The 24,865-nt window shown below is 50.1% G+C and carries 21 protein-coding genes; 8 read left to right on the forward strand and 13 right to left on the reverse strand.

Annotated elements, in window-relative coordinates:
- Positions 1 to 197 precede the first annotated feature (197 nt).
- The gene (locus ACJJIP_RS10825) at positions 198 to 1,244 is read left to right on the forward strand and encodes a methyltransferase domain-containing protein (protein ID WP_444945096.1); all 1,047 of its coding nucleotides are present in this window, start codon (positions 198 to 200) and stop codon (positions 1,242 to 1,244) included.
- Positions 1,245 to 1,317: 73 nt separating this feature from the next.
- On the opposite strand, the gene ACJJIP_RS10830 is transcribed toward ACJJIP_RS10825, so the two are convergent.
- Positions 1,318 to 2,307, reverse strand: coding sequence for a hydrolase (locus ACJJIP_RS10830; protein ID WP_444945097.1), 990 nt, complete (start codon positions 2,305 to 2,307; stop codon positions 1,318 to 1,320).
- Positions 2,308 to 2,600: 293 nt separating this feature from the next.
- A complete protein-coding gene (locus tag ACJJIP_RS10835) occupies positions 2,601 to 3,056 on the reverse strand; it encodes a hypothetical protein (RefSeq protein WP_444945098.1) in 456 nt (151 codons plus the stop codon).
- Positions 3,057 to 3,170: 114 nt separating this feature from the next.
- Between ACJJIP_RS10835 and ACJJIP_RS10840 the strand changes: the two genes are divergently transcribed.
- The gene (locus ACJJIP_RS10840) at positions 3,171 to 4,415 is read left to right on the forward strand and encodes an SLC13 family permease (RefSeq protein ID WP_353375353.1); all 1,245 of its coding nucleotides are present in this window, start codon (positions 3,171 to 3,173) and stop codon (positions 4,413 to 4,415) included.
- A 74-nt stretch (positions 4,416 to 4,489) separates the two neighbouring features.
- On the opposite strand, the gene ACJJIP_RS10845 is transcribed toward ACJJIP_RS10840, so the two are convergent.
- The 4 genes from ACJJIP_RS10845 to ACJJIP_RS10860 all read right to left on the reverse strand — a co-directional run bounded on the left by ACJJIP_RS10845 (position 4,490) and on the right by ACJJIP_RS10860 (position 9,982).
- Entirely contained in the window at positions 4,490 to 5,002 is a 513-nt protein-coding gene (locus tag ACJJIP_RS10845) for a DUF411 domain-containing protein (RefSeq protein WP_444945099.1), read from the reverse strand.
- Positions 4,986 to 5,954, reverse strand: coding sequence for an L-histidine N(alpha)-methyltransferase (gene egtD / locus ACJJIP_RS10850; RefSeq protein WP_444945100.1), 969 nt, complete (start codon positions 5,952 to 5,954; stop codon positions 4,986 to 4,988). Before egtD ends, ACJJIP_RS10845 begins: the two co-directional genes overlap by 17 nt.
- Positions 5,955 to 5,956: 2 nt before the next feature.
- Entirely contained in the window at positions 5,957 to 7,240 is a 1,284-nt protein-coding gene (gene egtB / locus ACJJIP_RS10855) for an ergothioneine biosynthesis protein EgtB (protein ID WP_353375351.1), read from the reverse strand.
- A gap of 189 nt (positions 7,241 to 7,429) precedes the next feature.
- Positions 7,430 to 9,982 (reverse strand): TonB-dependent receptor, encoded by a 2,553-nt coding sequence (locus ACJJIP_RS10860; protein WP_444945101.1) that lies wholly within the window; start codon positions 9,980 to 9,982, stop codon positions 7,430 to 7,432.
- Positions 9,983 to 10,276: 294 nt separating this feature from the next.
- Here ACJJIP_RS10860 and ACJJIP_RS10865 point away from each other — a divergent pair, with 294 nt between their 5' ends.
- Entirely contained in the window at positions 10,277 to 12,634 is a 2,358-nt protein-coding gene (locus ACJJIP_RS10865; RefSeq protein WP_444945102.1) for a penicillin acylase family protein, read from the forward strand.
- 34 nt (positions 12,635 to 12,668) lie between these two features.
- Here the strand turns inward: ACJJIP_RS10865 and ACJJIP_RS10870 are convergent, their stop codons facing one another.
- From ACJJIP_RS10870 to ACJJIP_RS10900, 7 genes are all read right to left on the reverse strand, one after another.
- Entirely contained in the window at positions 12,669 to 12,932 is a 264-nt protein-coding gene (locus ACJJIP_RS10870) for a hypothetical protein (protein ID WP_020415273.1), read from the reverse strand.
- Between the two features lie 92 nt (positions 12,933 to 13,024).
- Entirely contained in the window at positions 13,025 to 14,410 is a 1,386-nt protein-coding gene (cysG, locus tag ACJJIP_RS10875) for a siroheme synthase CysG (protein WP_020415272.1), read from the reverse strand.
- A 91-nt stretch (positions 14,411 to 14,501) separates the two neighbouring features.
- The gene (gene serS / locus ACJJIP_RS10880; protein WP_282950714.1) at positions 14,502 to 15,785 is read right to left on the reverse strand and encodes a serine--tRNA ligase; all 1,284 of its coding nucleotides are present in this window, start codon (positions 15,783 to 15,785) and stop codon (positions 14,502 to 14,504) included.
- 56 nt (positions 15,786 to 15,841) lie between these two features.
- Positions 15,842 to 16,216: a fluoride efflux transporter CrcB gene (crcB, locus tag ACJJIP_RS10885; RefSeq protein ID WP_444945103.1), complete on the reverse strand. Its 375-nt coding sequence runs from the start codon at positions 16,214 to 16,216 to the stop codon at positions 15,842 to 15,844.
- Positions 16,217 to 16,235: 19 nt separating this feature from the next.
- The gene (locus ACJJIP_RS10890) at positions 16,236 to 17,579 is read right to left on the reverse strand and encodes a replication-associated recombination protein A (RefSeq protein WP_444945104.1); all 1,344 of its coding nucleotides are present in this window, start codon (positions 17,577 to 17,579) and stop codon (positions 16,236 to 16,238) included.
- Positions 17,572 to 18,183 (reverse strand): outer membrane lipoprotein periplasmic chaperone LolA, encoded by a 612-nt coding sequence (gene lolA / locus ACJJIP_RS10895; protein WP_020415268.1) that lies wholly within the window; start codon positions 18,181 to 18,183, stop codon positions 17,572 to 17,574. The genes ACJJIP_RS10890 and lolA overlap by 8 nt, the downstream gene beginning before the upstream one ends.
- Positions 18,184 to 18,273: 90 nt before the next feature.
- On the reverse strand, positions 18,274 to 20,616 hold the full coding sequence (locus ACJJIP_RS10900) for a DNA translocase FtsK (protein ID WP_444945105.1): 2,343 nt from the start codon (positions 20,614 to 20,616) through the stop codon (positions 18,274 to 18,276).
- A gap of 733 nt (positions 20,617 to 21,349) precedes the next feature.
- Between ACJJIP_RS10900 and ACJJIP_RS10905 the strand changes: the two genes are divergently transcribed.
- The 5 genes from ACJJIP_RS10905 to infA all read left to right on the forward strand — a co-directional run bounded on the left by ACJJIP_RS10905 (position 21,350) and on the right by infA (position 24,847).
- Positions 21,350 to 21,556, forward strand: a complete 207-nt coding sequence (locus ACJJIP_RS10905; protein WP_444945106.1) for a hypothetical protein — start codon at positions 21,350 to 21,352, stop codon at positions 21,554 to 21,556.
- Between the two features lie 500 nt (positions 21,557 to 22,056).
- The gene (gene trxB, locus ACJJIP_RS10910; protein ID WP_444945107.1) at positions 22,057 to 23,001 is read left to right on the forward strand and encodes a thioredoxin-disulfide reductase; all 945 of its coding nucleotides are present in this window, start codon (positions 22,057 to 22,059) and stop codon (positions 22,999 to 23,001) included.
- Between the two features lie 95 nt (positions 23,002 to 23,096).
- Positions 23,097 to 23,789 carry a leucyl/phenylalanyl-tRNA--protein transferase gene (gene aat / locus ACJJIP_RS10915; RefSeq protein ID WP_444902641.1) on the forward strand — a complete coding sequence of 231 codons (693 nt, stop codon included), beginning with the start codon at positions 23,097 to 23,099 and terminating at the stop codon, positions 23,787 to 23,789.
- On the forward strand, positions 23,782 to 24,501 hold the full coding sequence (locus tag ACJJIP_RS10920; protein ID WP_020415263.1) for an arginyltransferase: 720 nt from the start codon (positions 23,782 to 23,784) through the stop codon (positions 24,499 to 24,501). Before aat ends, ACJJIP_RS10920 begins: the two co-directional genes overlap by 8 nt.
- A 127-nt stretch (positions 24,502 to 24,628) precedes the next feature.
- Entirely contained in the window at positions 24,629 to 24,847 is a 219-nt protein-coding gene (gene infA, locus ACJJIP_RS10925) for a translation initiation factor IF-1 (protein WP_010130378.1), read from the forward strand.
- Positions 24,848 to 24,865 lie beyond the last annotated feature (18 nt).

Consider the following 24,865-nt stretch of genomic DNA (forward strand, 5'->3'; position numbering starts at 1 on the left):
TATTAACCAAAAAGCAGAGATTATCTAACAACCAGCTCCCACTGACATCAAAAGGCAACTTTAACCATTTGCCAGTTACTAATACTTGGTCGCGCGAATCCTGCACTTGTTACAGACTTCTTACACAGGTAAAAAGATCCCAGCGAAGGCGCTTTGGTGCCATATAGGAAAACAACTCTGCGAAAGGTAAAAATCCGATGCACGACATTGTACAGGACTACTACGGACGTCAACTGAAAAGCTCATCGGACTTGAAGACTGATGCCTGCTGCGATGCCAGCACTGTCCCGGAGTGGTTGAAGCCTTTACTGGCCAATATTCACCCGGAGGTCCTATCGCGCTATTACGGTTGTGGGCTTGTGTGCCCACCCCTGCTGGAGGGATGCCGGGTGCTGGACCTGGGCTGCGGTTCCGGCCGCGATGTCTACCTACTATCTCAATTGGTTGGACCAAGCGGCGAAGTAGTCGGTGTCGATATGACTGATGAGCAACTACAAATTGCCCGCGAACACCAGAGTTACCACTCGGAGAAATTTGGCTATGACAACGTCACCTTCCTGCATGGTTACATTGAGCAGTTAGAAAACCTTAATCTGGAGCCCGGCAGTTTTGATGTGATTGTGTCGAACTGTGTTGTGAACCTGTCCACTGATAAAGGAGCCGTACTGCGCGGCCTCCACCGGCTACTCAAGGATGGCGGGGAGTTTTATTTTTCCGACGTCTACGCAGACCGCCGTGTACCAGACACCCTGCGCACCGATCCCGAGCTAGTGGGAGAGTGTCTCGGTGGCGCCCTCTACTGGAATGACTTCCTGGAACTGGCAAAAAGCAGTGGATTTCGCGATAGTCGCTTGATGGAAAGCCGCCCGCTGGAGGTTACAAATACGACCCTCTCCGCACGCTGTGGTTCTGTGCGCTTTTATTCCGCAACCTACCGTCTGTTCAAGCTGGCACAGCTGGAAAAGGATTGTGAAGACTATGGCCAAGCAGTTGTATACAAAGGCACCATCCCAAGTTGCCCACACGAATTTATCTTGGATGGGCATCACGTGATTGAGAAAGGCCGCGTTTTCCCTGTCTGTGGAAATACATGGAGAATGCTGGCAGAGACGCGAATGGCACCCCACTTTGAGTATATTGGCGACTTTTCCCAACATTTCGGCCTATTTCCCGGCTGTGGCCGTGAGATGCCATTTTCTACTCGTGCGCTGCAAAGCAACGAAAACAAGGGACAATGCTGCTAGGGGTACTTAATTCGCTAATCCGAATTTGGCCGGTATTCCTAAACATCTAAAAATGAATAGGGGGCCGGCAACCTTAGCCAGATCTGCCACGCCCTAGGGCAGAGTCCAAAAAGGCGGGAATTTTTTGCTCCAGCCAATAATTCGGATTCCATAGTGTCCCCCCGACAAACCCTACATGCCCACCGTGCTCACTGATTTCAAGATTGACCATCGCACTGACTTCACCCTGCTGTGGGATTGCAGTCGGACACACAAATGGGTCGTCTACAGCATTAATAATCATTGTTGGCACCCGAATTTCTTTGAGCAGCCGTTTGCTGGAAGCTCGGGTGTAATAGTCATCGACATCACGGAAGCCATGCAGGGGTGCGGTAAATGTATTGTCAAACCGGCGAAAGTTTACAAAGTAAGTAGCATCGTCCAAATTCGGTAAAGCAGCTGCCATACCAGGGTCTTCCGCCTTTTGCTTAAGAGTGAGGCGCAGACAACTGAGCAAGTGCCGCTGGTAAAGCTTGGATAGGCCAGTGTTGATTCTGCGGCTACACGCATGTAGATCCATTGGGGAAGATACAGCTACTGCACCTATCACCGGACTGCAGATACCGTCCTCCCCCAGCATCTTCAGCAACACATTACCACCAAGTGAATAACCGACCACAAGAATCGGGGTAGATGGCAACTGCCCTCTCAGCTGCTCTACCATCCAACGAGGATCTTCACTATCACCACTGTGATAGGCTCGAGGCAATCGATTAGGAATACCTCCACAACCGCGAAAGTGCATTACCGCTACCTGGTAGTGCCGCTCCAACAAAGATTGCATCAGCCCCTGCACATAAGGAGAGGCTACTGACCCCTCCAAGCCGTGGAGTATCAGAACCAAAGGAAGATCTGGATCATCCACCAGTGGACGAGGATAGTGCATAGCGAGGCAGTCGCCATCAGGGGTTTCATACCAGCGACGGCTGGTATTAATCCACGGGGAAGGCCGGTGCAGGCGGCCAAATACAGTTTGAAGGTGGCAGTTCCCAAGGCCTGTTGCAGGCGTAAACTTTTCAGTCATACATCAGGTCCAACTGGCGGAATGAATCCCCCACACACTTTTAACTCACTATCCATAGTGGCTAACCCTGGCCCTGGCGGGAATTCACCGCCTCCGACATCAGATCAGGCCTTGAGCGCCTTGGGTATCGTACAAAGGTTATACGGGTACTTTCAGTATATAACTACCGACGACTGCTTGAGGAGTGGTGTTGCGCGTCAAGACTCGGCTACCATTGAGACAATCTATGAGGTTAAGGCTGTCATTCACCCACTAGCACTTAGCTGATTTGCGCATGGTTTCTGGAACAAAAATTACAAAAAATAGCTGCGCCAGCGGCGATGCCTATACAGCTGCAGTTGCAGCAGCGCAAATATTACCATCATGATTGGCCGCCTGGTTTGCAGGGCAAATGTCTTTTCTGTGCAAACCTCCAAAGTAATCGCCACAGTTGAGCGCGCAACAAAAGCTATCGCGACTCCCATCAAAATCTGGGACGTGTAAATAATCGGTTTACGGCTGATCAGCATGACAATTAAAACTGACACAGCAGTAATAATTATGCCGCAACTAGCAACCAGTCCATACTTGAAACGAGTGCTATCAATAAAAGCACCAGCAGGTGTTTGTAGAAGTACAATGGTAATCCCGCCTATCTCTAGGACAATACCTGTTTCACCAGCCTTCCAATGTATGGCAGAAAGCAAATAACCAGCAACCACATCTCCTGCGAAGAAATTCGTAAAGAGAAGAGGTTTGTTTAAACTCATAATTAAGTCTTATTTATAAATCTTTCGCCTGGACTGGTGCTTTGGAACTGTCGAAAATGGCGAGTATCGACTCCAGCGTAGCAACTATAAGGGGCTAAGCCCGGACCCGTACTCATGTCGATAAGCCTCTTTGTCTCAGCAATCATTTTTCTATTGATTGCCGCACGTCAGTGGCTTCCATCTATTATTCGCATTTGGCATATCATGACCCTTGGCGCTGTAGCACTGCTATTGATGCGGCAAATCACCCTACGGGAAGCTTTTTTTGCCATAGATTGGGATCTTATTCTTTACCTGTTTTCAGTTTTTTCAATTGCCTCCGCTTTGTACGACACGGGAATATCCACCCAAATCAGCAAGCGTATCCTGTCTTTTCAGAGTCCCAATATGGTGCTAGCAGCTTATGTCATCACCATGGCGATATGTGCAGCAATACTCACTAACGACGCAGCCGCAGTGATCGGTGTTCCTATTGCAATTATGCTGGCACGCAATATGAACTGGGGGTTGATTCCACTGCTTATTATTCTATGTGCTACGGTAACGATTGGCAGTATGATCTCGCCAGTAGGAAATCCACAAAATATATTGATTGCCGGTGCGGGTAATTTCGATAATATGTTTATTGTCTTTGCCCAATGGATATTGATCCCTGCAGCTATAACCCTGCTAACCTCTATGCTATGGCTTAAACGCTTTCTTAGAACCAGTGATATCGCCAACTATGAGGCAAGCAGGGAGTACCGGGAGGAGAATAAGATCACTCAAAAGTGGCCCGCTCTATTATCTGCTGTGCTGCTATTAGTATTTATTGTTTTGGGAAGTGTACTGCATAATGTGGAAGGCATTTACCACCCTACTATAGGCCAGGTCGGATTGGCTGCATGCCTACCTATTTACATAACCAGCAGGAAAAGACGGCAAATCTTACGCGAAGTCGACTGGCCCACCCTCTTCTTCTTTATTTCGATGTTTGTGGTTACAGGCTCTCTTTTAAAATCAGGGTCACTACAGTTTTTCCTTAAAGAAAGCGGCATCAATCTGGCTGAACCAGAAACTGTTGCTTTTGTTAGCTTTTTTGCCAGCCAATTGTTTTCCAATGTACCTGTAGTTGAGATATACCTCAATTTATTGCACAAACATGAAACCCAAACACTAATGATACTTTCTGCAATTTCCACTGTAGCTGGCAATCTATTTATCATCAGTGCCGCAAGTAATGTTATTGTGCTGCAACAGGCTGAGAAATTTGGCATCAAGGCATTTAACTTTTGGCAGTTCTTCTTCTTAATGCTGCCGGTGAGCATTTCCAGTGTACTGATTAGCTATTTTTGGATTCTATGGTACGCATCCAAATAAAGTAAGCTGCAATAAAATAATTATATTAAATATCTGGAAAGGCTTTAAACAACCAAGGAAAAACATCTAGACATTTATTCTGCAGGTTTACTATCCATTAACTGAATAGCTCTCGGGTCCTCTATGCGCGCATAGAGCCGGTAATCCCCATCTTGCAACAACAAGTAGATGTTGTAAGGCTCAAATTTATCTTTGGCTTCCATACCGGGGCTGCCTATCGGCATCCCCGGCACCATCAGGCCAACACTATCTTTAGGGGGCGATGTCAGGAACTTTTGTATGAATTGCGCGGGCACATGCCCCTCGAATACATACCGCCCTTGCCACACAGCCGTATGACACCCCTCCATACCTTTGGGTACTCCCCATTGCTTTTTTACTGCTTGCATATCTACTTTGAAGACAGATGATGCCTGCAATTGATTCTCTCTCAGATGGCTAACCCACTTTTTGCAGCAAAAGCAGAGCGGATGCTTATAGACGATGATTTTATCATCGTCCTGCTCAGCGATAGCAGCACTGACAAAGAGGGCTGTTACTACAAATAATGAAAAAACCTTTACCAGAACGTTAAATGGCCTGGGCATAGTGAATCGCATAAGATGCAGCAGCATCTTTCCAGTGACAGATTGGCCTGAATCCACCCCTGGCAAGCAGCTGGTTAAAATCACTGATGGAATACTTGTGGCTATTTTCCGTATGTATTGTTTCCCCCTCGGAAAAGTCCACACGCGTTCCAGCTACTGATACACTGTGATCCTTCAGGCTAACTAAGTGCATTTCAACCCGTTTGCGAAGTTGGTGGTAGAAAGCACGGTGGGCAAACAGGGAAAGGTCAAAATCTGCCTCAAGCTCTGTATTGATACGATTTAGAAGGTTTTTATTGAACCTCTCGGTAACATGTTCGCTGTCATGGTAGGCTCGCTCAAGCCTCACCGAATCCTTGACCAAATCAGTACCAATAAGCAACCCATCACCGACTCCTAAGTTCGCAGCAAATAGTTCCAGTAGCTGCTCAGCCTTATCCGGCTCGAAGTTTCCAATTGTTGACCCAGGGAAGAAGACGACTCTCTTGCGAGAGGGAAGCTGGGTTAACTGGTCCCATACATCCGGCTGAGTGAAATCACCAACCGCACTCCAGACTTGCATCTCGGGTTGATTCGCCTTGATTCTACGCTCAGCATTTAGAAGTATCTCTGGGGATATATCAATCGGGTAGTAACCTTTTGGGGATTCCAATTGAGCAAGTAGTGCTTCGATTTTTTCACAATTACCTGCACCGGGTTCGATTAGCAGCGCTTCAGGTCCAATTTTATCGGCTATATCCTTAAGATTAGTGGCAAATATACTTGCCTCTGTACGGGTCAGGTAATAATCCGAAACCTCACAGATGTCCTCGAAAAGGCGAGAGCCTACTTCGTCATACAAATACTTACAGGGCAATGTTTTTCTTTTTCCTCCCAACCCCTCCAGAACATCCCTGAGAAATTCGCTATCCTGTTGCTGCTTTTCTGGAACGGACGATAAGGCTGCTTTCACATTTAGTCTCCTGCTAAACGGACCCCGGTAAATTGCCACGCTTGATGTGGATAAAAGAAATTTCTATAGCTGATTCTGATATGATCCGATGGCGTAGCAAATGAACCGCCTCGAAGAACTTTCTGATTACACATAAACTTGCCGTTATATTCACCTACAGCATCTTCACGAGCCTTAAAACCGTGATACGGCAGGTAGGAGCTGGAAGTCCACTCCCATAGATCCCCCAGGAATTGGGTTTGCCCTCGACGGGCAGGCAGAGGTTTGAGGAAGCGTTTTTCCAGCAGATTGGCAGTAGCAAGTTGATCAAGCTGGCGCAAGTGACAAGCAGCAGCCTCCCACTCAAATTCTGTGGGTAGGCGCTTACCGGCCCATGTGGCAAAAGCATCAGCCTCATAGAACGACAAATGATGTACAGGCTCTGCCTCATTCAATGGCTGTAATCCGTGTAAGCTAAACTGTTGCCAACCGTTCTCAGTTTCCCTCCAATACAAAGGATGTCTGTGCTGATTTTGTTGAACCAAAGCCCAGCCGTCCGACAACCACAAGCGATGTTGCTGATAACCACCATCTTCAATAAATGCGAGGTATTCCCCATTAGTTACCAGGCGGGATGCTATGGAAAATTCCTGTACAAGCTGCTGATGGGCAGGACCCTCGTTATCAAAGAAAAAGTCCTCACCCTCACTACCAATGCCATAGCAGCCACCTGGAATCTCCAACCAGCGCAGTGGCTCAGCAGTTGCAGATTCCTCTTCCGGTATCCCATCACTATAAGCAGGAGCCAAAGGGTTCAGCGACAGAGCGTGCTTAATATCTGTTAGTAAAAGCTCCTGATGCTGCTGCTCATGATTGAGGCCCAGAGCTATGAGTGACGCCAAGTTTGATGAGCACGGGGAATCTTTTAACAGCTTCTCAATCCCAGTATCTACAGACTTGCGATAGGCGTAAACTCGATCAATATCCGGACGGGAAATCAAGCCGCGCTGCGATCGCGTGAATGGTGTTCCCAAGCTGTTGTAATAGGAGTTAAAAAGATGATGAAAGTGTTGATCGAAAGTCCTGTATCCCGGTAGACGGGAATTAAGCACAAAGGTCTCAAAAAACCAACTGGTATGGGCCAAATGCCACTTTGTAGGGCTGGCATCCGGCATGGATTGGAGCTGCATATCCTCAGCGGACAAAGGCTCAGCAAGACGCTCTGTCTCCCCCCGAACTCTTCGATATGCTGTAAGAATTTGCTGCTGTACTTCTTCTAAAGATACTTCGCCTGCAAAAATTGCCATATCAATAATCGGTTACACCACATTTCTGTTCTATTGAAATCATCATACGCAGTTTTAGGTGTATTCCCACGAGCTTGCAGGCCTACATGAATGAAATCACGCCAGTTTGTTTACAGAAACAGAACTATGCAAAAAAAAGGGCCGGTAAAACCGGCCCGCACTCTCATCATGTTAACATTAAATATTCAATTAAAATCGTGCAGTGAAATCAGCCCCATACATTCTCGGCATAAATCGCCACGCTGGACTGGCGCCAATGGCCGCACCTGTGCCGCCATAGCCACCGGCAATCTCCTCATCGGTAAGGTTCTGTACCCAGAGAGCTACAGAATAATTATCCGAAGCACTATTCCAGGCGGCTCGCAAGTTAAACAACTGGTAATCATCAACGATACGAGTGCGATCAGTAATCGAACCAATCCGCTCATCGGTCCAGTTGTAATCACCACGGAAAATAAATTCTCCCCCGCTGGCAAGGTTTACGGTGTACTCTGCCATTAGATTAAATTTATTCTCTGGAGTGGAAACCCTTGCCTGACCCACTTTTGAGTCTTCTTCCGTTTCACCAATAGCCTCGATGATTTGATAATCAGTGAATTCGGTATCCAAGTAAGAGTAATTACCGGCAATGAACAGGTTGTCTGTCGCAGCCCACTGCACTTCTATCTCAGCACCTGTACCCTCCGCATCGGAGTTCCTCAGGTTATAACTGGGAATGGGAGTACCGACCAGGTCCAGTTCCTGTAAGTTTTTGTATTCATAGCTATACAGTGAAGCATTCAGGCGTACCCGATTGTCAAACAGGCTGCTCTTAAGACCCACCTCCAGGTTAACAACATCCTCCTGATCAAAAGAGGGTTCAACGCCCGGTCCAAAATTGAGGCTGTTAAACCCACCGGCCTTAAAGCCATCAGCCAGAGAGATATAGGTCATCATCTCCTCAGTCCAACGATAATCCAGCACGATACGACCGGAAATATCACTCCAGCTATCACTCAACTTGGAGTCTAGAACTGGCTGGCCATTATTAAAGAAGGCGATACCAAATAGCTGAGAGCCCAGGTCTATTTCTGGGAACGTGATTACATCGATAACATTTCCATCACCATCGACTAGGGGCACTGGCCCACCAGAAAGTGACAGTGGAATACTGTTGCCATAGGCTGTTTCAATCGTGAAATCCTTTTGATCGTAGGTATAACGTGCACCTACCGTAAGGTCCATTTTGTCGGTGATACTCCAAGTCATATCTCCATATATGGCACTTGAGCGATAATCCCCGGTGTTACGAACACTCTCATTCCATGGCGTATCTGAAGCAACCCAAGGCTGAAAGCCAGCCATCATTTGCGCCACTACGGCATCAGCCTGCAGCATACTTCCCGTTACCGTACTCGGTGCTCCTAGGGCGGCAAGTAGAGCATCTACTTGCCCAGTTTGGAGCATCAAGTCATACACAAAAGTGGCACTGGCAACACCTTCACGCCCAGCTTGCTGAAGAAGTTGACGTGTAATAACCGCCATATCCTCTTGCTCTGTTTGAGTGAGGTCAGGATAAGCGGCCTTAACGCCCTCATACACAGCAAAGGATTCTACTGAACCGGTGGTGAAGTAAGCATAAGTTGTATGGTCTACCTCCTCCTGGGAATAAGAAGCACCCAAAGTCCACTTAATGTTGTCTGTGGCTCCATTCAACCTGAATTCCTGGGAGAACTGGCTCTGATCGTCCGTATTGGCCGAGCCAAACATATAATCCGGGTTTGCAGTGCCGTCTTCGTCCTGCTGGAGGTGCGCATCGAAATCACGATATGCTGTGATCGAAGTAAAAGTGAAGTTGTCGAAATTGCTTGTGACTGTCAGCGAGGTACCAAAAGAGTCACGATCCTCAATAGTTGGTGTATCCAGGGCAAAATCGCCAAATACGTCTGTTTCACCCTGTAGACTGGGCACTATAGTCGTACGTAAAGCACTGCCCTGATCCATCACGCCATAGTCAGCACGCCACAACACTTCAGTATCTTGAGTAGGCTCCCATAACACAGAAGCCCGGTAGGTCTGGGTATCCTGGTCACCTACGGAGAAGCCGCCAGCTAAGTTGTCTGCAAAAGGATCTCGGCGATTGGTCGACGCAGAAAAGCGCCCATACAGATTATCTGTAAATTGGCGGTTCACCAGTAAGTCCGATGACTGGCGCCCATAATTACCTGCAGTGAGACTCAATTGTGTGGAGTCATCTGCCTGCGGCTTAGTGGTGATGATATGGATCGCACCGCCGGTTGCATTGCGACCAAATAAAGTACCCTGTGGCCCTTTAAGTACTTCAACCCTCTCGATATCGGTTAGGGGTATTTCGGCACCAGCTCCACGACCGGTATAAACTCCGTCCACATAAACAGCAACAGCGGGATCTGATCCCACGGTCCAGTCATTGGTTTGGATGCCACGCACACTGTAAGTAGGCTGCAGCGCAGTATCATTGTGCATTTCAACGCCTGGCGTATATCTCCCCAGGTCAGTCAGATTTTTGACACCTGACTCTTTTATATTATCTCCAGTAAAAGCGGTAATCGCGATTGGAACTTCCTGTAGATTTTCCGCGCGCTTCTGGGCAGTAACTACTACCTCTTCAATTTCAGCAGCCTGCACATTACCACTGACAGCGGTAATGAAGGCAACGGCTCCAGAGAGGATAGATAGATTAAATTGACGGGTTTTTGCGGTTCTACCAACATCGTGCATCATCGCGTCCTCGCGTTTATTGTTATACAGCGTGATGATCTCGGTTTATTATTTTTGTTATTCCACGCCATCTTACGATCGCATTTTCGGATTTAAAACCCCGATATGACCTTTTTCTGGTGACTGGTCAGTTTTGCGAAGGAATGTGCGAAAAGACAGGTTAATGTGGGAAATTGTGTACAAAGTAACGTCACGAAAAGTTACCAATGTGTGTTCTGTAGTAACTCGCACAAGTCGAATGGTAATCTAACCCGATATGGCCAAGACCCAATAAAATAATATTTTGCAGGAAGAATTATGGCGCGCACGTCCTATCTAAAAAGCTGGAAGTTCCGCTTACCAATTATTTTGGCAGTCATTTTTGTTCTGGCTGCAGTTTCCATTTGGGCCTGGTGGCGATCAAGCCTGCCAATTCTGAGTGGCGAAATTGAAACTGGCTCACTTGAGGAGCCCGTCGTAATCCAGCGCGATGCCCAAGGGGTGGTCATGATTCAGTCCCAGGACCGAAACAGCTCCGCCTTCGCCCTGGGTTTTCTGCATGCACAGGAGCGCTTTTTCCAGATGGACTTGTTGCGCCGCAACTCCGCAGGTGAACTATCCGAGTTACTGGGCCAAGCCGCCTTGAAAAAAGATAGAAAGGTGAGAAGGCACCAATTTCGCAAGCGGGCAGAGCGAAATATTGCTGTCATGCCCTCTGATCAACGTGAGTTGCTCGATCACTATGTACAAGGGGTCAATTTCGGCTTGACTCAACTCGGAGCAAAACCTTGGGAGTATTTATTACTGGGACAAGAACCCCGCCCTTGGAATGCCGCCGACAGCTTGCTGGCAACTTACAGCATGTACTTGACGTTACAAAGTGAGGAAGGAAATTTTGAACGTCGCGATACTGCGCTAGCCGAACTCCTGCCTGAAGACCTATACGCTTTCTTTTTCCCTGCAGGCGGGACTTGGGATGCCCCTCTTTTCGGCCCAAATGAAGCCGAGATCCCTGTTCCCCAAACCCCCATATCTACACTGCTGAAAGCGGACGATCCTATTGTTTATCAGGAGATGGAGAGCGACGATAAAGTTTACGGCAGTAACAATTGGGTAGTTGGTGGAAAATTGACCGAGCATGGCAGTGCCATCTTAGCCAATGATATGCATCTAGGGTTAAGTGTTCCGAACATCTGGTATCGCGCCGGTTGGAATATTCCCAGGAGCGATAGAAAAATACGCGGCGTCACCCTACCCGGCGGCCCAATTATTGTGGCTGGCAGTAACGGTGCGGTAGCCTGGGGGTTCACCAATACCGGCGGTGACTGGGGCGATCTTATCCCACTGGAGTTAAATGAGGGCGCTACCAAATATCGAACCCCGGATGGCTGGCGGGACTTCACCTTCGAGAAAGAAACTATTGCAATTAAGGGTAAAGAGGATGAGACACTAGAGGTCCGCAAAACAATCTGGGGGCCGGTCATCGGCCAAAACTATCGTGGAGTCCCGCTGGCCTACCGCTGGATAGCCCATGATATTCGAGGTGGCAACATGAACCTGTTGCGCATTGAGTCAGCCACCACCACACAACAGGCTCTGGATCTTGGACCAGAAATTGGCATTCCCCACCAGAATTTTGTTGTCGGTGACCGGGATGGCAATATCGGCTGGACTGTGGCTGGGGCTATCCCCCGTCGTGTTGGCTTTGATGGTAGTCGCTCAGTCAGCTGGGCTGATGGAGAAGCCTACTGGAATGGATACCTTTCAACCGAAGAGCAGCCACGCATTTACAATCCACCCACTCACCGTATCTGGACCGCCAATGCCCGCACAACCGACGGAGACTGGTTGAAATTGATGGGTGACCACGGCTATGCCCTCGGTGCCCGCCAGCAGCAAATTCGCGATGGGTTGCTCGCTCTTGAGCAGTTCGACGAACAAAGCTTACTAAATATCCAACTCGATGACCGCGCTATATTCCTGCAACGGTGGCAAGAGCACCTGGCTGGTTTTTTAAAAAATCAGGAGGGCTATAGCGAAGTTTACCAGCAGGTTCAGGATTGGGGCGCTCGCGCCAGTGCCGATTCAGTGGGCTACCGAATTGTGCGCAATTACCGCCTTAAATTTATGGAACTTAGCACTGCTCCTATCCTGGCCTACATGCGCAAGTTTGACCCCAAGTTTTCTTTTGGCCAATTAAAAAGACAATTTGAGTATCCTATCTGGGCACTGGCTCAGCAGGAACCACAGCAATTGCTTAATCCAGATTTTGAATCCTGGACAGCCCTCAAACTCGCAGCACTGAACCAGGTCTTGGATAAAATGGCTGCAACAGGAAGCCCTTTACAGCAGCAAACCTGGGGCGCTCAAAATACGGCTACTATTCGCCACCCACTTGCAAGAGCTATCCCTGCCATAAACTGGTTTGCTGCAATGCCCAGCGATGCACTGGCGGGGGATACACATATGCCCCGGTTCCAGTCGCCCACTCATGGGGCATCTGAGCGCATGGTGATTTCACCTGGACGTGAAGACTTGGGAATATTCCATATGGCAACCGGGCAGAGTGGCCATCCCCTCTCCCCATTTTTCGACAGCGGACATCGTGACTGGGTAGAGGGAAACCCTTCCCCCCTGATTGAACAGGAAACCCACTACAAGCTCACACTTCACTAAAGTAAAAATTGCAAGGACACCTCTTACAGGGGTGTCACGCCGTTTCATCGAGAATGGCAAAAGACAGGAAAAGGGTGAAGAAGCTGAGCCCAAGCACCAAAGGCAATAGTGGGAAACATAGCATCACCAGTGAAACCCCTATCCACAGCCATTTCACCAACTCTTTCTTTTGCCGGTAATGATAAGTGTAACGGCGGGAATAGTAGTCAGCTGGATCAACTAATGGAAACTCCCGCTGTTGCGGAAGGAAAAAGCGCACAATATTAGTGCAATAAAAGCAAAGGATCGCCAGCAGCATGCCACAAACCCCACTGAAAAATTACTCTCAGTATAGGTTCTGTGCCAAACTCAGCTGGACCCTAACCCACGCAGGTCTTCCAGGCTACTTTCTCAGCCAGGCTGGTACCAGTTCAGCTTCTCATGCAAACTGACGACTCCACCGATAATGGTCAGGGTTGGGGCGCGCACAGCTTTTTCTTCTGCCAGCGCTGGCAATGTGGAGAGGTCTCCCACAGTCACTCTCTGCGCCCGCGTAGTCCCCTTTTCAATCAGAGCTGCAGGTGTTTCAGGTGGCAACCCATGACGGGTCAGCTCGGTACAAATTGTCTGCAGCCCTGTCAGGCCCATGTAGAAAACCAATGTTTGGCCTGGCGACGCCAAATCACTCCAAGGCAGGTCGAGATTGCCCTCCTTTAAATGTCCGGTGACAAATCGTACCGACTGGGCATGATCTCGATGCGTCAAGGGAATACCCGCATAGCTCGCACAACCCGCAGCCGCAGTAATACCCGGTACTACCTGGAATGGGATTCCCGCTCCAGCCAGCCTATCGATCTCTTCGCCGCCGCGACCAAAGATAAAGGGGTCCCCGCCTTTCAGGCGCAACACCTTTTTCCCCTTACTCGCCAAGTCAACCAGTAGCTGGTTGATATCATCCTGGGGCACCGAGTGAAACGCCTTCCTTTTTCCAACGTAAATGCGTTCGGCGTCCCGACGTACCAACTCAAGTACCTCTGGAGATACTAAACGATCGTAAAGTACAACATCCGCCTGCTGCATCAGGCGCAATGCACGAAAAGTAAGAAGATCGGGATCTCCTGGTCCCCCACCCACTAAGTAAACTTCTCCTACTGGGTTGGGGCTGCCTTGCCACTCTTGTAACGCTTCAAGTAGCTCTCTCTCTGCATCTGCCAGCTGGCCTGCTTCCATTCGACTGGCGACGGGCCCGGCAAATACCCACTCCCAGAAATTCTTACGCCGGCTTTCTGGCAGTGCCGCTTTAACTTTAGCGCGCATCCGGGAAGCTAAGTCCACCAAGGACGCGACACTCGGCGATAGCAAGGCCTCAAGCTGGGCACGAATTCTTCGTGCCAGGACCGGGGCAGCTCCTCCGCTGCTGATCCCTATAGATAGATCCCCGCGCTCCACAATTGCCGGGAAAGTGAAAGTACACAGATCCGGAGCATCCACTGCATTAACGGGTAAGCGTACGGCCTGCGCATCGGCAGAAACCTGCGCATTGACTTCCGTACTGTCAGATGCCGCCACAACCAGTTCTGTTCGCTGCAAATATTCAGCAGAATAACCAGCCTCAAACCATTCCCCAGCTGAATCTGTCACCAGTTGGCGAAGCTCATCGGTAATATCTGGGGAAACCACTAACAAGCGCGCACCAGCTTTACTGAGCAAACGCGCTTTACGGGTGGCAATAGAACCACCGCCAACTATTAGGCAGGGGCGTTGTCTGACATCAAATGCGAGGGGTAAATAGCGCAACTTTTTATTCCATCAAATAGCAGGCGGAGCAAAATAAGTTCCGGCAACAAAAAAGGGCAAGCACAAAGCCCACCCTTTCAGATAACTGCCCTTAGGAAGCTGAGATAACTTCCTGGCCGCGCATATAGGGACGCAGCACTTCAGGAATCTCAATGCTGCCATCCTCGCGCTGGTAGTTTTCCAAAACCGCGATCAGGGTTCGTCCCACTGCGAGCCCTGATCCATTCAGGGTATGCACCAGCTCCGGTTTACCAGTTTCCGGATTGCGCCAGCGGGCTTTCATACGGCGGGCCTGAAAATCACCTACTAGAGAACAGGAGGAAATCTCGCGGTATTTATCCTGGGAAGGTATCCAAACTTCGATATCGTAGGTCTTGCGGGCGGCGAAGCCAATATCGCCACCGCACAACACTACAGTGCGATATGGCAGATTGAGTTTTTGCAGAATGGTTTCTGCATTCTGTGTAAGGGTTTCCAGAGCCTCTTCAGATTGTTCCGGACGTGTTACCCAAACCAGTTCCACTTTTTCAAACTGGTGCTGGCGAATCATGCCGCGGGTGTCACGACCGTGGGAGCCTGCTTCAGACCGAAAACAAGTCGTGTGAGCAACCAGTTTGTGCGGCAGGGTTTCTGCATCCTCAACAATATGATCTCTGTACATATTGGTTAGTGGGACTTCCGCAGTTGGAATCAGGTAGAAACCACGTTCATCTTTAAGCTTGAACAGGTCTTCTTCAAACTTGGGTAGCTGAGAAGTACCGTAGAGGGAGTCACTGTTCACAACTACCGGTACATTAGTTTCCTGGTAACCATGCTCTTCGATATGGGTATCCAGCATGAATTGCGCCAAGGCTCGGTGCAGACGTGCGACCTCGCCAGACATTACGGCAAAACGTGAGCCTGTCAGCTTTGCGGCCATTTCGAAATCTAAGCCACCCAACTGGGTTCCAAGATCCACATGATCCTTAACTTCGAAGCCGAATGCGCGTGGCTGCCCCCAGCGACGAACCTCAACGTTATCATCTTCGTTCTCGCCCTCAGGCACAGATGCATCTGGCAGGTTCGGGATTGCCGACAGGATCGCATCGAGTTCTTCCTGTAACTCAGTCAATGCATGCTTGGCATTTTGCAGCTCCCCCCCAAGGGACTCCACTTCTTTCAGCAAGGGCGCAATATCTTCACCATTGGCCTTAGCACGGCCAATATTTTTCGATTTACTATTGCGCTCGCTTTGCAAGCTCTCAGTGCGCACCTGCAATTCTTTGCGGCGCTCCTCAAGGGCTTCCAGTTTGGCAGTATCCAGTTCTACACCACGCTTTTTTAGAGCTGCGGCCACTTGGTCCATATCCGTGCGAATCAGTTTGGGATCGAGCATCGTTTCCAGTTCGCCTGCTATCAGGCTCCTACAACTTAAAATTAAATAAACTTGGGTTAAAAATAGCGTGTCGCCAAGGCGACAGCGGCTCCAGTGGCTAACAGACAACTCACCAGGCTGCCGACAACATAGCCAATTGCCACCAATGGCTGGCCATTGTGCCACAGTATCAAGCTTTCTAGGGAGAAAGTGGAAAAGGTAGTTAGGGCACCAAACAACCCGGTCATTAACAGGAGTCGCCATTCCTCCCCGAGCATTGCACGGTGAGTGATCAATATATAGGCAATTCCGATTAAAAATGAACCGACAAGGTTAACCACCAAGGTACCCAGGGGGAATTTACCGTTGAATACCGGATAGCACCATATAGTAACCAAGTGGCGAAAGATTGCCCCGAGAGCACCGCCAACGGCAATAGCCAGCCACTGCATTACTGCTTCCCCCTAATACCTATGGCTTGAATTTGTAGCGCTGCTGGCCACTCTCGCTATTGAGACGGCGCAGCATCTGCAATTTTTCAGCGATCTTCAATTCCAGCCCCCGCGGGACAGGCTGGTAATACTGGCGATCCGCAATTTCTTCTGGAAAATAGTTTTCTCCCGCGGCAAAGGCATCGGGCTCGTCATGTGCATAGCGATACTCAGCTCCATGGGACAAGCTTTTTGCCAGCTTGGTGGGCGCGTTGCGCAAGTGGACCGGCACATCGTAGCTAGGCTCGCGACGTACATCTGCAACTGCGCGCTTATAAGCCGAATAGACTGCATTGCTTTTCGCTGCCACAGCGAGATACGTAATCGCCTGGGCGATTGCCAATTCCCCCTCTGGGCTGCCAAGTCTCTCCTGCACATCCCAGGCGTTGAGAGCTAACTGTAATGCGCGCGGGTCTGCGTTGCCTATGTCCTCACTGGCCATACGCACCACTCTGCGGGCGACGTAAAGTGGATCACAACCACCATCCAGCATCCGTATAAACCAATAAAGTGCAGCATCTGGATCGGAACCACGTACAGACTTATGCATGGCAGAAATCTGATCGTAAAAATAATCACCACCTTTATCGAAACGACGCACATCAGCGCTGAGCACTTCAGCAAGTACACTTTCATCGACAACCAACTGTCCCGACTGCTCTTTGGCGAGGTCACAGGCCACCTCGAGTAGATTGAGCGCACTGCGCGCATCGCCATCGGCCGCACGCGCAATCTTGAGCAACAACTCATCTGGTACACAGGTATTGCGGTCGAGCAACTGTTGATCGGTTCTCAATGCACGCTGCAAAAGGCCCGCTAGATCATCTTCGGGAATGCTGCGTAACAGATAAACTCGGCACCTCGATAGGAGCGCATTATTTAACTCGAAAGCGGGGTTCTCGGTGGTGGCGCCAACGAAAGTTACAGTGCCCTCCTCCACATAGGGAAGAAACGCATCCTGCTGGGCCTTATTGAAACGATGAACCTCATCCACAAAAAGGATAGTGCCGCGGCTGGATTGCATCCTGTGTTGCTCGGCCTCCGCTACTGCCTGGCGAATATCCTTTACTCCAGCCAGTACGGCAGAAAGTGTGGCAAAGCGAGCATCACACTCCTGGGCGAGTAATCGGGCGAAAGTAGTTTTACCCACTCCCGGTGGCCCCCAAAGAATCATTGAGTGCAGCTGACCACGCTCCACCGCCTCGCGCAACGGTTTTCCCTCCCCCAATAAATGCGACTGGCCCACATAAGAGGCCAGAGAGTTAGGCCGCATACGAGCAGCCAGGGGTTGGTGTCTTTGAGGGGAATGAAACAGATCACTCATCTTTGATAATGTCGGTACCAGCTGGCGGTTTAAAGTTAAATATAGAATCGGACAATTTCGGGTTTGCCTTCATACCGCTAAATTTAATTTTGGTGGTCTGCCCCATTCCATCACGCACAGTCATGGAATCAGGCAAGCCATCCTTAGCAAAGTGGATTTCCATTGCCTTAAAAGGGGCTTTGGGGTTTTTGGGAGTCAGGTGATAAACACCATCTTTGAGATTTACATCAAAGGATTTACGGATCTCTTCTACTTTGCCTCCAAGCAACAACGCCGGAGTTTCCTTAATGCGGGTGTCAACCGGCCGCACGGTTACCTGCTCCAGGTCCGGGTCGTAAAGCCACAGGGTTTTATTGTTGGTAACCAACAATTGCGCATAGGGTTCCCCTGTTTTCCAGCGGAGCTTTCCCGGCCGTTGCACAGAGAAGTTACCGTTGCTCTCCTGGGTTACCTTCCCGCGCTCATCAATAAGGGTCTGCTTGAAGTTTCCAGACAGCGCCGCCAGTGGCTGCAACTGTTTGCTGAGATCATCGGTAGCATCGGCCCAGGCGGCACTGGTCGCAACGGTCAAACTTAGTAATAAGTTGCGCAGAACACTTTTCATAATTGAATTCCAGTGTGTTGATTTCCTTAAAGGTTAGCCGCAGCCAAGTGAACTGTAGCTTAACCCCCACCTCCCCTTGGACTCTTCAGCTTAAGCGGGAGGCGGTGCCAATACCTCTCGGTTGCCATTATGCCCCGCAGGGGAAACAACACCAGCAGCCTCCATGGCGTCGATAATTCGCGCGGCCCGATTGTAGCCGATACGCAATTGGCGCTGCACAGAAGATATAGAGGCTTTCCGGGATTTTGTTACAAAGGCTACCGCCTCATCATAGAGGGCATCAGCCTCTGGGTCTTCATCCTCCCCTCCCTCAGATTGCAGGCCGGGTACTGGGATACTGTTATTGCTGTCATCAATGATGCCATCAATATAATCTGGCTGTCCGCGACGCCCCCAATCTGCAACTACCTTATGCACCTCATGGTCATCCACGAAAGCACCATGTACCCGCACAGGCACACCACTGCCGGGGGGCAGGTACAACATATCACCGTGCCCGAGTAGCTGCTCAGCACCACCCTGATCGAGAATAGTGCGAGAATCCACTTTAGAAGAAACCTGGAAACCAATACGGGTAGGCACATTTGCCTTGATCAAACCAGTAATCACATCTACTGAGGGGCGCTGGGTCGCGAGTAGCAAGTGAATTCCTGCGGCACGGGCCTTCTGCGCGATGCGCGCAATCAACTGCTCCACTTTTTTACCGACAATCATCATCATGTCGGCAAATTCATCGATAACCACCACGATAGCGGGAAGCGATTTCAGCGCTGGAGCGGTCTGATCCTCTTCGGGCACGCTCAGAGCAGGATCCGGTTGCCACAATGGGTCGAGAAGTGGCTCCCCAGTTTCTTCCGCCTCCTTCACCTTGCGGTTAAAACCTGCCAGGTTGCGCACACCCATCGCAGCCATCAGCTTATAGCGGCGCTCCATTTCACCAACACACCAGCGCAGACCATTGGCTGCATCATTCATATCAGTAATAACCGGTGTAAGAAGGTGGGGGATACCCTCATAAACAGACAACTCCAACATCTTTGGATCTACCAAAATCAGGCGGACCTCTTCAGGAGTCGACTTGTAGAGCAGACTGAGCAACATTACATTGATGCCGACCGACTTACCGGAGCCGGTAGTCCCGGCTACAAGAAGGTGTGGCATCTTCGCAAGATCAGCCACTACAGGCTGCCCGGAAATATCGTGGCCCAGGGCCAGGGTTAATGGCGACTTGGCATTATCGTAAACATCTGCCGATAACACCTCACTAAGACGCACCATCTGGCGATTCTCATTAGGAATCTCAATTCCCACCACTGACTTGCCAGGAATTACCTCCACAACGCGCACACTAATCACCGCCAGGGAGCGCGCCAAGTCTTTGGCCAGGTTGGAAATTTTACTGACTTTCACTCCTGGAGCTGGCTGGATTTCAAAGCGAGTTACCACCGGACCAGGTAAAACAGATACCACCTCAGCGACCACTCCGAAATCCTTTAGCTTTAACTCAAGCAGCCGGGATAGGGCCTCCAAAGACTCTCGTGAGAAGCCTGCTTTCTTGTTTTGGTCGGCAGGGTCCAATAATCCCAGAGGCGGCAAAGTACCGGTAACAGGACCACTTTTAAAAAGCTCTCCCTGTTTCTCTTTGGCTGCACGCGGGCTTTGCTTGGGCTTGGGTGCTGTGGCTTCAATCTTCGGCGGGATTCGCTTCGCTGTACGTTGCTTTTCTTCTTCTACCGCAGCTTTGCGCACCACTATGGCCTCACGCGCTACCCGCACCTCGGTTCGTTTTTGGCGCCAGCGCTTATAAAAACTAATGAGCAGAGCAAACAATCCCAGCACGTTGCGCCCAATAGATTCCGCCAATTTTAGCCAGGACAAGCCTGTAAACACGGTAATGCCAATAGCAAATATCGCCAGTAATAAAATTGTGGCTCCCACATAACCAAGGCTTGCACCGGTAGCACTGGAAAGCGCTGCACCTATAATTCCACCATTGGAAAACGGTAACGGGTTGTCCGCTGGAGCAAAACATAATGTCGCCAACGCTGCGCCACTGACCAACACCAGGATTAATCCAAAAACCCTGAGGGCAAAGAGAGGACCATGGAAGCGAGCATTGCGATCACGCAAAATACGGTATGCGCGCAAGCCGATCAGCAATGGAAATATGTAAGCCATCCAACCAAGCAATGACAAACATACATCCGCAAGCCAAGCGCCAGCTGGGCCGATAGCATTGTGAATTTGACTGGACTGCCCGGTATGGGACCAACCGGGATCCTGAGAGTCGTAACTCAGCAGACTGATCGCGAGTAATAACGCCCCAGCTAGTAAACTGATCAATGCGCCTTCGCGAATCAAACGGGCGATCAGTGAATCCGGCAAAGCACCGCTCTTGTCAGAGGTCTCTTCAGTAGCACTTTCGGCCTTCAATGGCTTACCTCAATACTAATTTGTTGTTTGTAGAATGATTAGCAAAACCGGCACCTGTCTAAAATTTATGCCGATTTTTTGAAGATTGGCTAAATATAAAGCTTTTCAGCTCAGCTGGGGCCAGCCTTACCATCTAACTTTGACCCAGTTTTCTATCCAGCTCTCTACCCTAGTCTTTTTATGAGTAACATTCAGTTAGTTCGCTCGCGGATTGTGCACATTTGTTTTTCGCCAACTTGGCTTATATGCGCGAAAGAAGCAGTAGATACCTTGATAGATGGATCCTCCCCACTTTCCTTCCAGGATGCCCCATGTCTTAAGCTCACCGGTATCCTATTTCGCGCAAACCGGTTCAAAGCAACCAATTTACTGCGGTCTTCGGCCAATTCAGCACCCAGTATGGCTTCCATACTAAAACGATAGACAGTACAGAAACTTGTACTACTTCATCAAAGTCAGCACTCTTGAAGTGCCATAGCAACTGATTCTCTCAGAGAAATTAGCGATCAAACGCCTGGCACTCACAATGAACTGGCATGCTGAATTTTTGTACAAAATCTATAAAAGCAGCCTGCAGAATGCCAGTACCAGGCAATAACCCCCAAACTATGAGCCGTCCTCCAGGCTTCAATCTCAATAAGCCCCCTGAATGACTATTGGCTGATCAACACTAATCACCTAGTGCAAGCCCATTTTGTGCACCACCGCATCAAAAGATCCCTTTTGGAGGGCAATGCCTGGCGTCTTTAACGAAGACTTCAACACTTCCGGGGAAATCTTTGTGGCGCCAAGAACATCCACAGTGCAGACATTGTACCCATCCGCAACAATATCGCACCTGGCTTTAAGGCTGAGCGATACGATCTCCGCCAAGTCCGGTGGTCGTGCTGGCTTGCACGATGGTGTCCACTGGGCTTCAAAACAAAAAGTGGCCGGATAGAAAAAACGTCATCCACTATCTCTCACTGATGCGAAGGTCTGGACTGCCTCATTCAAACTGAAATAAGGGCGGGGTGCCCTATCCTGCTGCTGACAGTCTCAGGCCCCCACCTGCCTCTACCTAAAATCCAAGGGCAACATCTGAACCAATATAAAACTGGCTGGCGCCTAACCTTTAGGCACAACCTTGTTCCGTTCCAAGAATTAACTTTGATTAAATATAATTTCATATATATCAATGAATTAGCTTATCTTTCTAAGGTAATTTATTCACATGATCTGTCATCATTTAACCACTGTCGGGGGAGCCTCTGTCACACACCTCTCTCACAGATAGCACTTTCCAATGGAACAAATTAAGGCAAACTATTTCGCCCATTTGTAACTATCGCCTATTATATCCGCCAACTTGATAGTCTCGGCTGATCAAAAAGTAGCCAGACTTGTGAAACCCGGTTCGCCTGGGAAACTTTGCACACCGACAGTCTTAAAGAGAATTTCATGAGCAAAAATCATCATCGACTGATCATTCTCGGCTCGGGCCCCGCAGGCTACACTGCCGCCATTTACGCTGCCCGCGCTAACCTGAATCCTGTAGTTATCACCGGTATGCAGCAAGGTGGGCAGCTGACCACCACAACCGAAGTTGAAAACTGGCCGGGCGGCATCCCTGATCTACAGGGCCCAGATTTGATGGTACAAATGCAGCAACACGCAGAGCGTTTCGACACCCAGGTCATTTTCGATCACATTGAATCTGTTGACCTCAACCAGCGCCCATTCACCCTCAAGGGCAATGAGACTTACACTTGTGACTCACTGATCATCGCTACTGGCGCCTCAGCCCAGTACTTAGGTCTTCCGTCCGAGGAAGCCTTTCAGGGGCGCGGTGTGAGCGCCTGTGCAACTTGCGATGGTTTCTTCTACCGCGATCAAAAAGTAGCAGTTGTAGGTGGTGGTAACACCGCCGTTGAAGAGGCGCTTTACCTGTCCAATATCGCCAGTGAAGTAACCCTGATTCACCGCCGCAATGAACTGCGTGCGGAGAAAATTCTGCAGGACCGCCTGATGGAAAAAGTGGAAAACGGCAACATCAAGGTTTGCTGGCACCACACTCTGGACGAGGTTTTGGGCGATGACAACGGCGTAACGGGACTGCGGGTTCGTAGCACCCAGGACGACTCCACCAAAGAGCTGGATGTGTCCGGTGTATTTATCGCCATTGGCCATAAGCCAAATACCGGCATCTTTGAAGGTCAGCTGGAAATGAATGGTGGCTATATCATCGTTCAAAGCGGCCTGGAGGGTAATGCCACCCAAACATCCATTCCCGGCGTATTTGCAGCCGGTGACGTCTCTGATCATATCTACCGTCAGGCTGTAACTTCTGCCGGCACCGGCTGTATGGCAGCCCTGGACGCCGAGCGCTTCCTGGACGCCCAGTAACACCCTCCCACTCCGGGTGGAATCTCTCCGCCCGGACCCCCGCCATCTCCTCGGACAGGAGTCAGCTTGTGGCAAGGAATACCCAAAGCCGCTTGATGTGGCTCGATGAAAACCATATCGACTTCCCCCCTACTAGAGCGGCATTGGATGATCCCAACGGTTTGCTCGCAGTTGGCGGTGACCTATCACCAGACTGGCTGCTCGCAGCGTACCGACGCGGGATATTCCCCTGGTACTCCGACGAGCAACCCATTCTCTGGTGGAGCCCCTCACCACGCTGTGTAGTTATTCCCCACGACTTTAAGATCGGGCGAAGCCTTCGCAAAGTACTGCGCCGCGGAGCCTTTCAGGTTACATTTGACCAGGCATTCGAGGAGGTCATCGATGCCTGCCGCGCGCCCAGGTCCGGCGAAGATGGCACCTGGATCACTGATGAGATGTGCCAGGCCTACGTAGATATGCATCATCTCGGCCATGCCCACTCTGTAGAGGTGTGGCGAGAGGGCAAGCTTGTTGGAGGACTCTATGGACTGGCCATTGGCAAAGTGTTCTTTGGCGAGTCGATGTTTCACAGAGAAACAGACGCTTCCAAAGTCGCTTTTGTCCACCTCATTCGGCAATTAGAATTGTGGGGCTGCCCGCTCGTCGACTGCCAGGTTAGTAACCCGCACCTGACCAGCCTGGGGGCCATTGAATTGTGCCGTAGGGATTTCGAACAATTGCTGGAAAGCGGAATTAGACAGCCCGCATTTCCACAGCCTTGGAAGCTTTGTTGGACTTATGGGTAAATATTCGCAACTGGATTCTGTACGCTTGCTGGCCACGCTGCCCCACCCCTGCGGCTACCTGCCGGACCGGGAGGCCACCACGGTATTTGTGGACCCCCAGACAGAGGTGGACCAACGCCTGTACAACCGTCTGTCCGAGCTGGGTTTCCGCCGCAGTGGCGCCTACCTATACCGCCCACAATGTGCCACATGTAGGGCTTGCATTCCGGCAAGGGTGCCGGTGAACCTGTTTGTACCAGATCGCAACCAGCGCCGCTGCTGGAAACGCAATCGAGACCTGGATATCTTCCACATCGAGTCTATTGATACTGACGAGCACTACGAGTTGTATGCTCGCTACATTGAGCAACGCCATGCCGACGGAGAGATGTATCCACCCAGCCGGGAGCAATACCGAAGTTTCCTGAGCCAGGCTTGGGGAGCCACCCGCTATATTGAGTTGCGCGCTAGGGGCAAGCTGGTTGCAGTAGCTGTTACTGACCTGCTCACTGCTGGCCTCTCTGCCATCTATACTTTCTTCGACCCGGATGAGGACAAGCGCAGCTTGGGCAGTTACTGCATTCTCTACCAGATTGAATGGGCCAGGCGACTCGGACTCCCCAATCTCTACCTGGGTTACTGGATAGAGCAGTGCCACAAAATGGCCTACAAAAGCCAGTTTCGACCGATTGAAATGCTTAAGGAAAACCGCTGGAGCCTGAAGTCTCTCTAAAGCACTAGCACACGCCCTTTGCTCTATTCAGCCTTTTCGTGCAAAATGCTCGCCCGTCAAGCCGCGGCTAGGCCAAAGCGCCACCGGGGTAAATGGTCTGATCAAGTTATTTGAAGGTTGCTGCCGCATGGCAAAAGACGATTATATTGAAATGGAAGGCGAGGTGATTGACACCCTGCCAAATACCACTTTCCGCGTAAAGCTGGAAAACGGACACGTGGTAATTGCGCACATCTCTGGAAAAATGCGCAAAAACTACATTCGTATCCTCACTGGCGATAAGGTCAAGGTGGAACTCACCCCTTACGACCTGAGCAAGGGCCGCATTACTTACCGCGCCCGTTAAACTGCTCGCCTGGGGAAG

Source organism: Microbulbifer variabilis (genome assembly GCF_052467165.1).

Coding starts and splice junctions, on each gene's coding strand:
- ACJJIP_RS10825 (WP_444945096.1), top strand. CDS start 198: ATGCACGACATTGTACAGGACTACTACGGACGTCAACTGAAAAGCTCA.
- ACJJIP_RS10830 (WP_444945097.1), bottom strand. CDS start 2,307: ATGACTGAAAAGTTTACGCCTGCAACAGGCCTTGGGAACTGCCACCTT.
- ACJJIP_RS10835 (WP_444945098.1), bottom strand. CDS start 3,056: ATGAGTTTAAACAAACCTCTTCTCTTTACGAATTTCTTCGCAGGAGAT.
- ACJJIP_RS10840 (WP_353375353.1), top strand. CDS start 3,171: ATGTCGATAAGCCTCTTTGTCTCAGCAATCATTTTTCTATTGATTGCC.
- ACJJIP_RS10845 (WP_444945099.1), bottom strand. CDS start 5,002: ATGCCCAGGCCATTTAACGTTCTGGTAAAGGTTTTTTCATTATTTGTA.
- egtB (WP_353375351.1), bottom strand. CDS start 7,240: ATGGCAATTTTTGCAGGCGAAGTATCTTTAGAAGAAGTACAGCAGCAA.
- ACJJIP_RS10860 (WP_444945101.1), bottom strand. CDS start 9,982: ATGATGCACGATGTTGGTAGAACCGCAAAAACCCGTCAATTTAATCTA.
- ACJJIP_RS10865 (WP_444945102.1), top strand. CDS start 10,277: ATGGCGCGCACGTCCTATCTAAAAAGCTGGAAGTTCCGCTTACCAATT.
- ACJJIP_RS10870 (WP_020415273.1), bottom strand. CDS start 12,932: ATGCTGCTGGCGATCCTTTGCTTTTATTGCACTAATATTGTGCGCTTT.
- serS (WP_282950714.1), bottom strand. CDS start 15,785: ATGCTCGATCCCAAACTGATTCGCACGGATATGGACCAAGTGGCCGCA.
- crcB (WP_444945103.1), bottom strand. CDS start 16,216: ATGCAGTGGCTGGCTATTGCCGTTGGCGGTGCTCTCGGGGCAATCTTT.
- ACJJIP_RS10890 (WP_444945104.1), bottom strand. CDS start 17,579: ATGAGTGATCTGTTTCATTCCCCTCAAAGACACCAACCCCTGGCTGCT.
- lolA (WP_020415268.1), bottom strand. CDS start 18,183: ATGAAAAGTGTTCTGCGCAACTTATTACTAAGTTTGACCGTTGCGACC.
- ACJJIP_RS10905 (WP_444945106.1), top strand. CDS start 21,350: ATGCCTGGCGTCTTTAACGAAGACTTCAACACTTCCGGGGAAATCTTT.
- trxB (WP_444945107.1), top strand. CDS start 22,057: ATGAGCAAAAATCATCATCGACTGATCATTCTCGGCTCGGGCCCCGCA.
- aat (WP_444902641.1), top strand. CDS start 23,097: ATGTGGCTCGATGAAAACCATATCGACTTCCCCCCTACTAGAGCGGCA.
- ACJJIP_RS10920 (WP_020415263.1), top strand. CDS start 23,782: ATGGGTAAATATTCGCAACTGGATTCTGTACGCTTGCTGGCCACGCTG.
- infA (WP_010130378.1), top strand. CDS start 24,629: ATGGCAAAAGACGATTATATTGAAATGGAAGGCGAGGTGATTGACACC.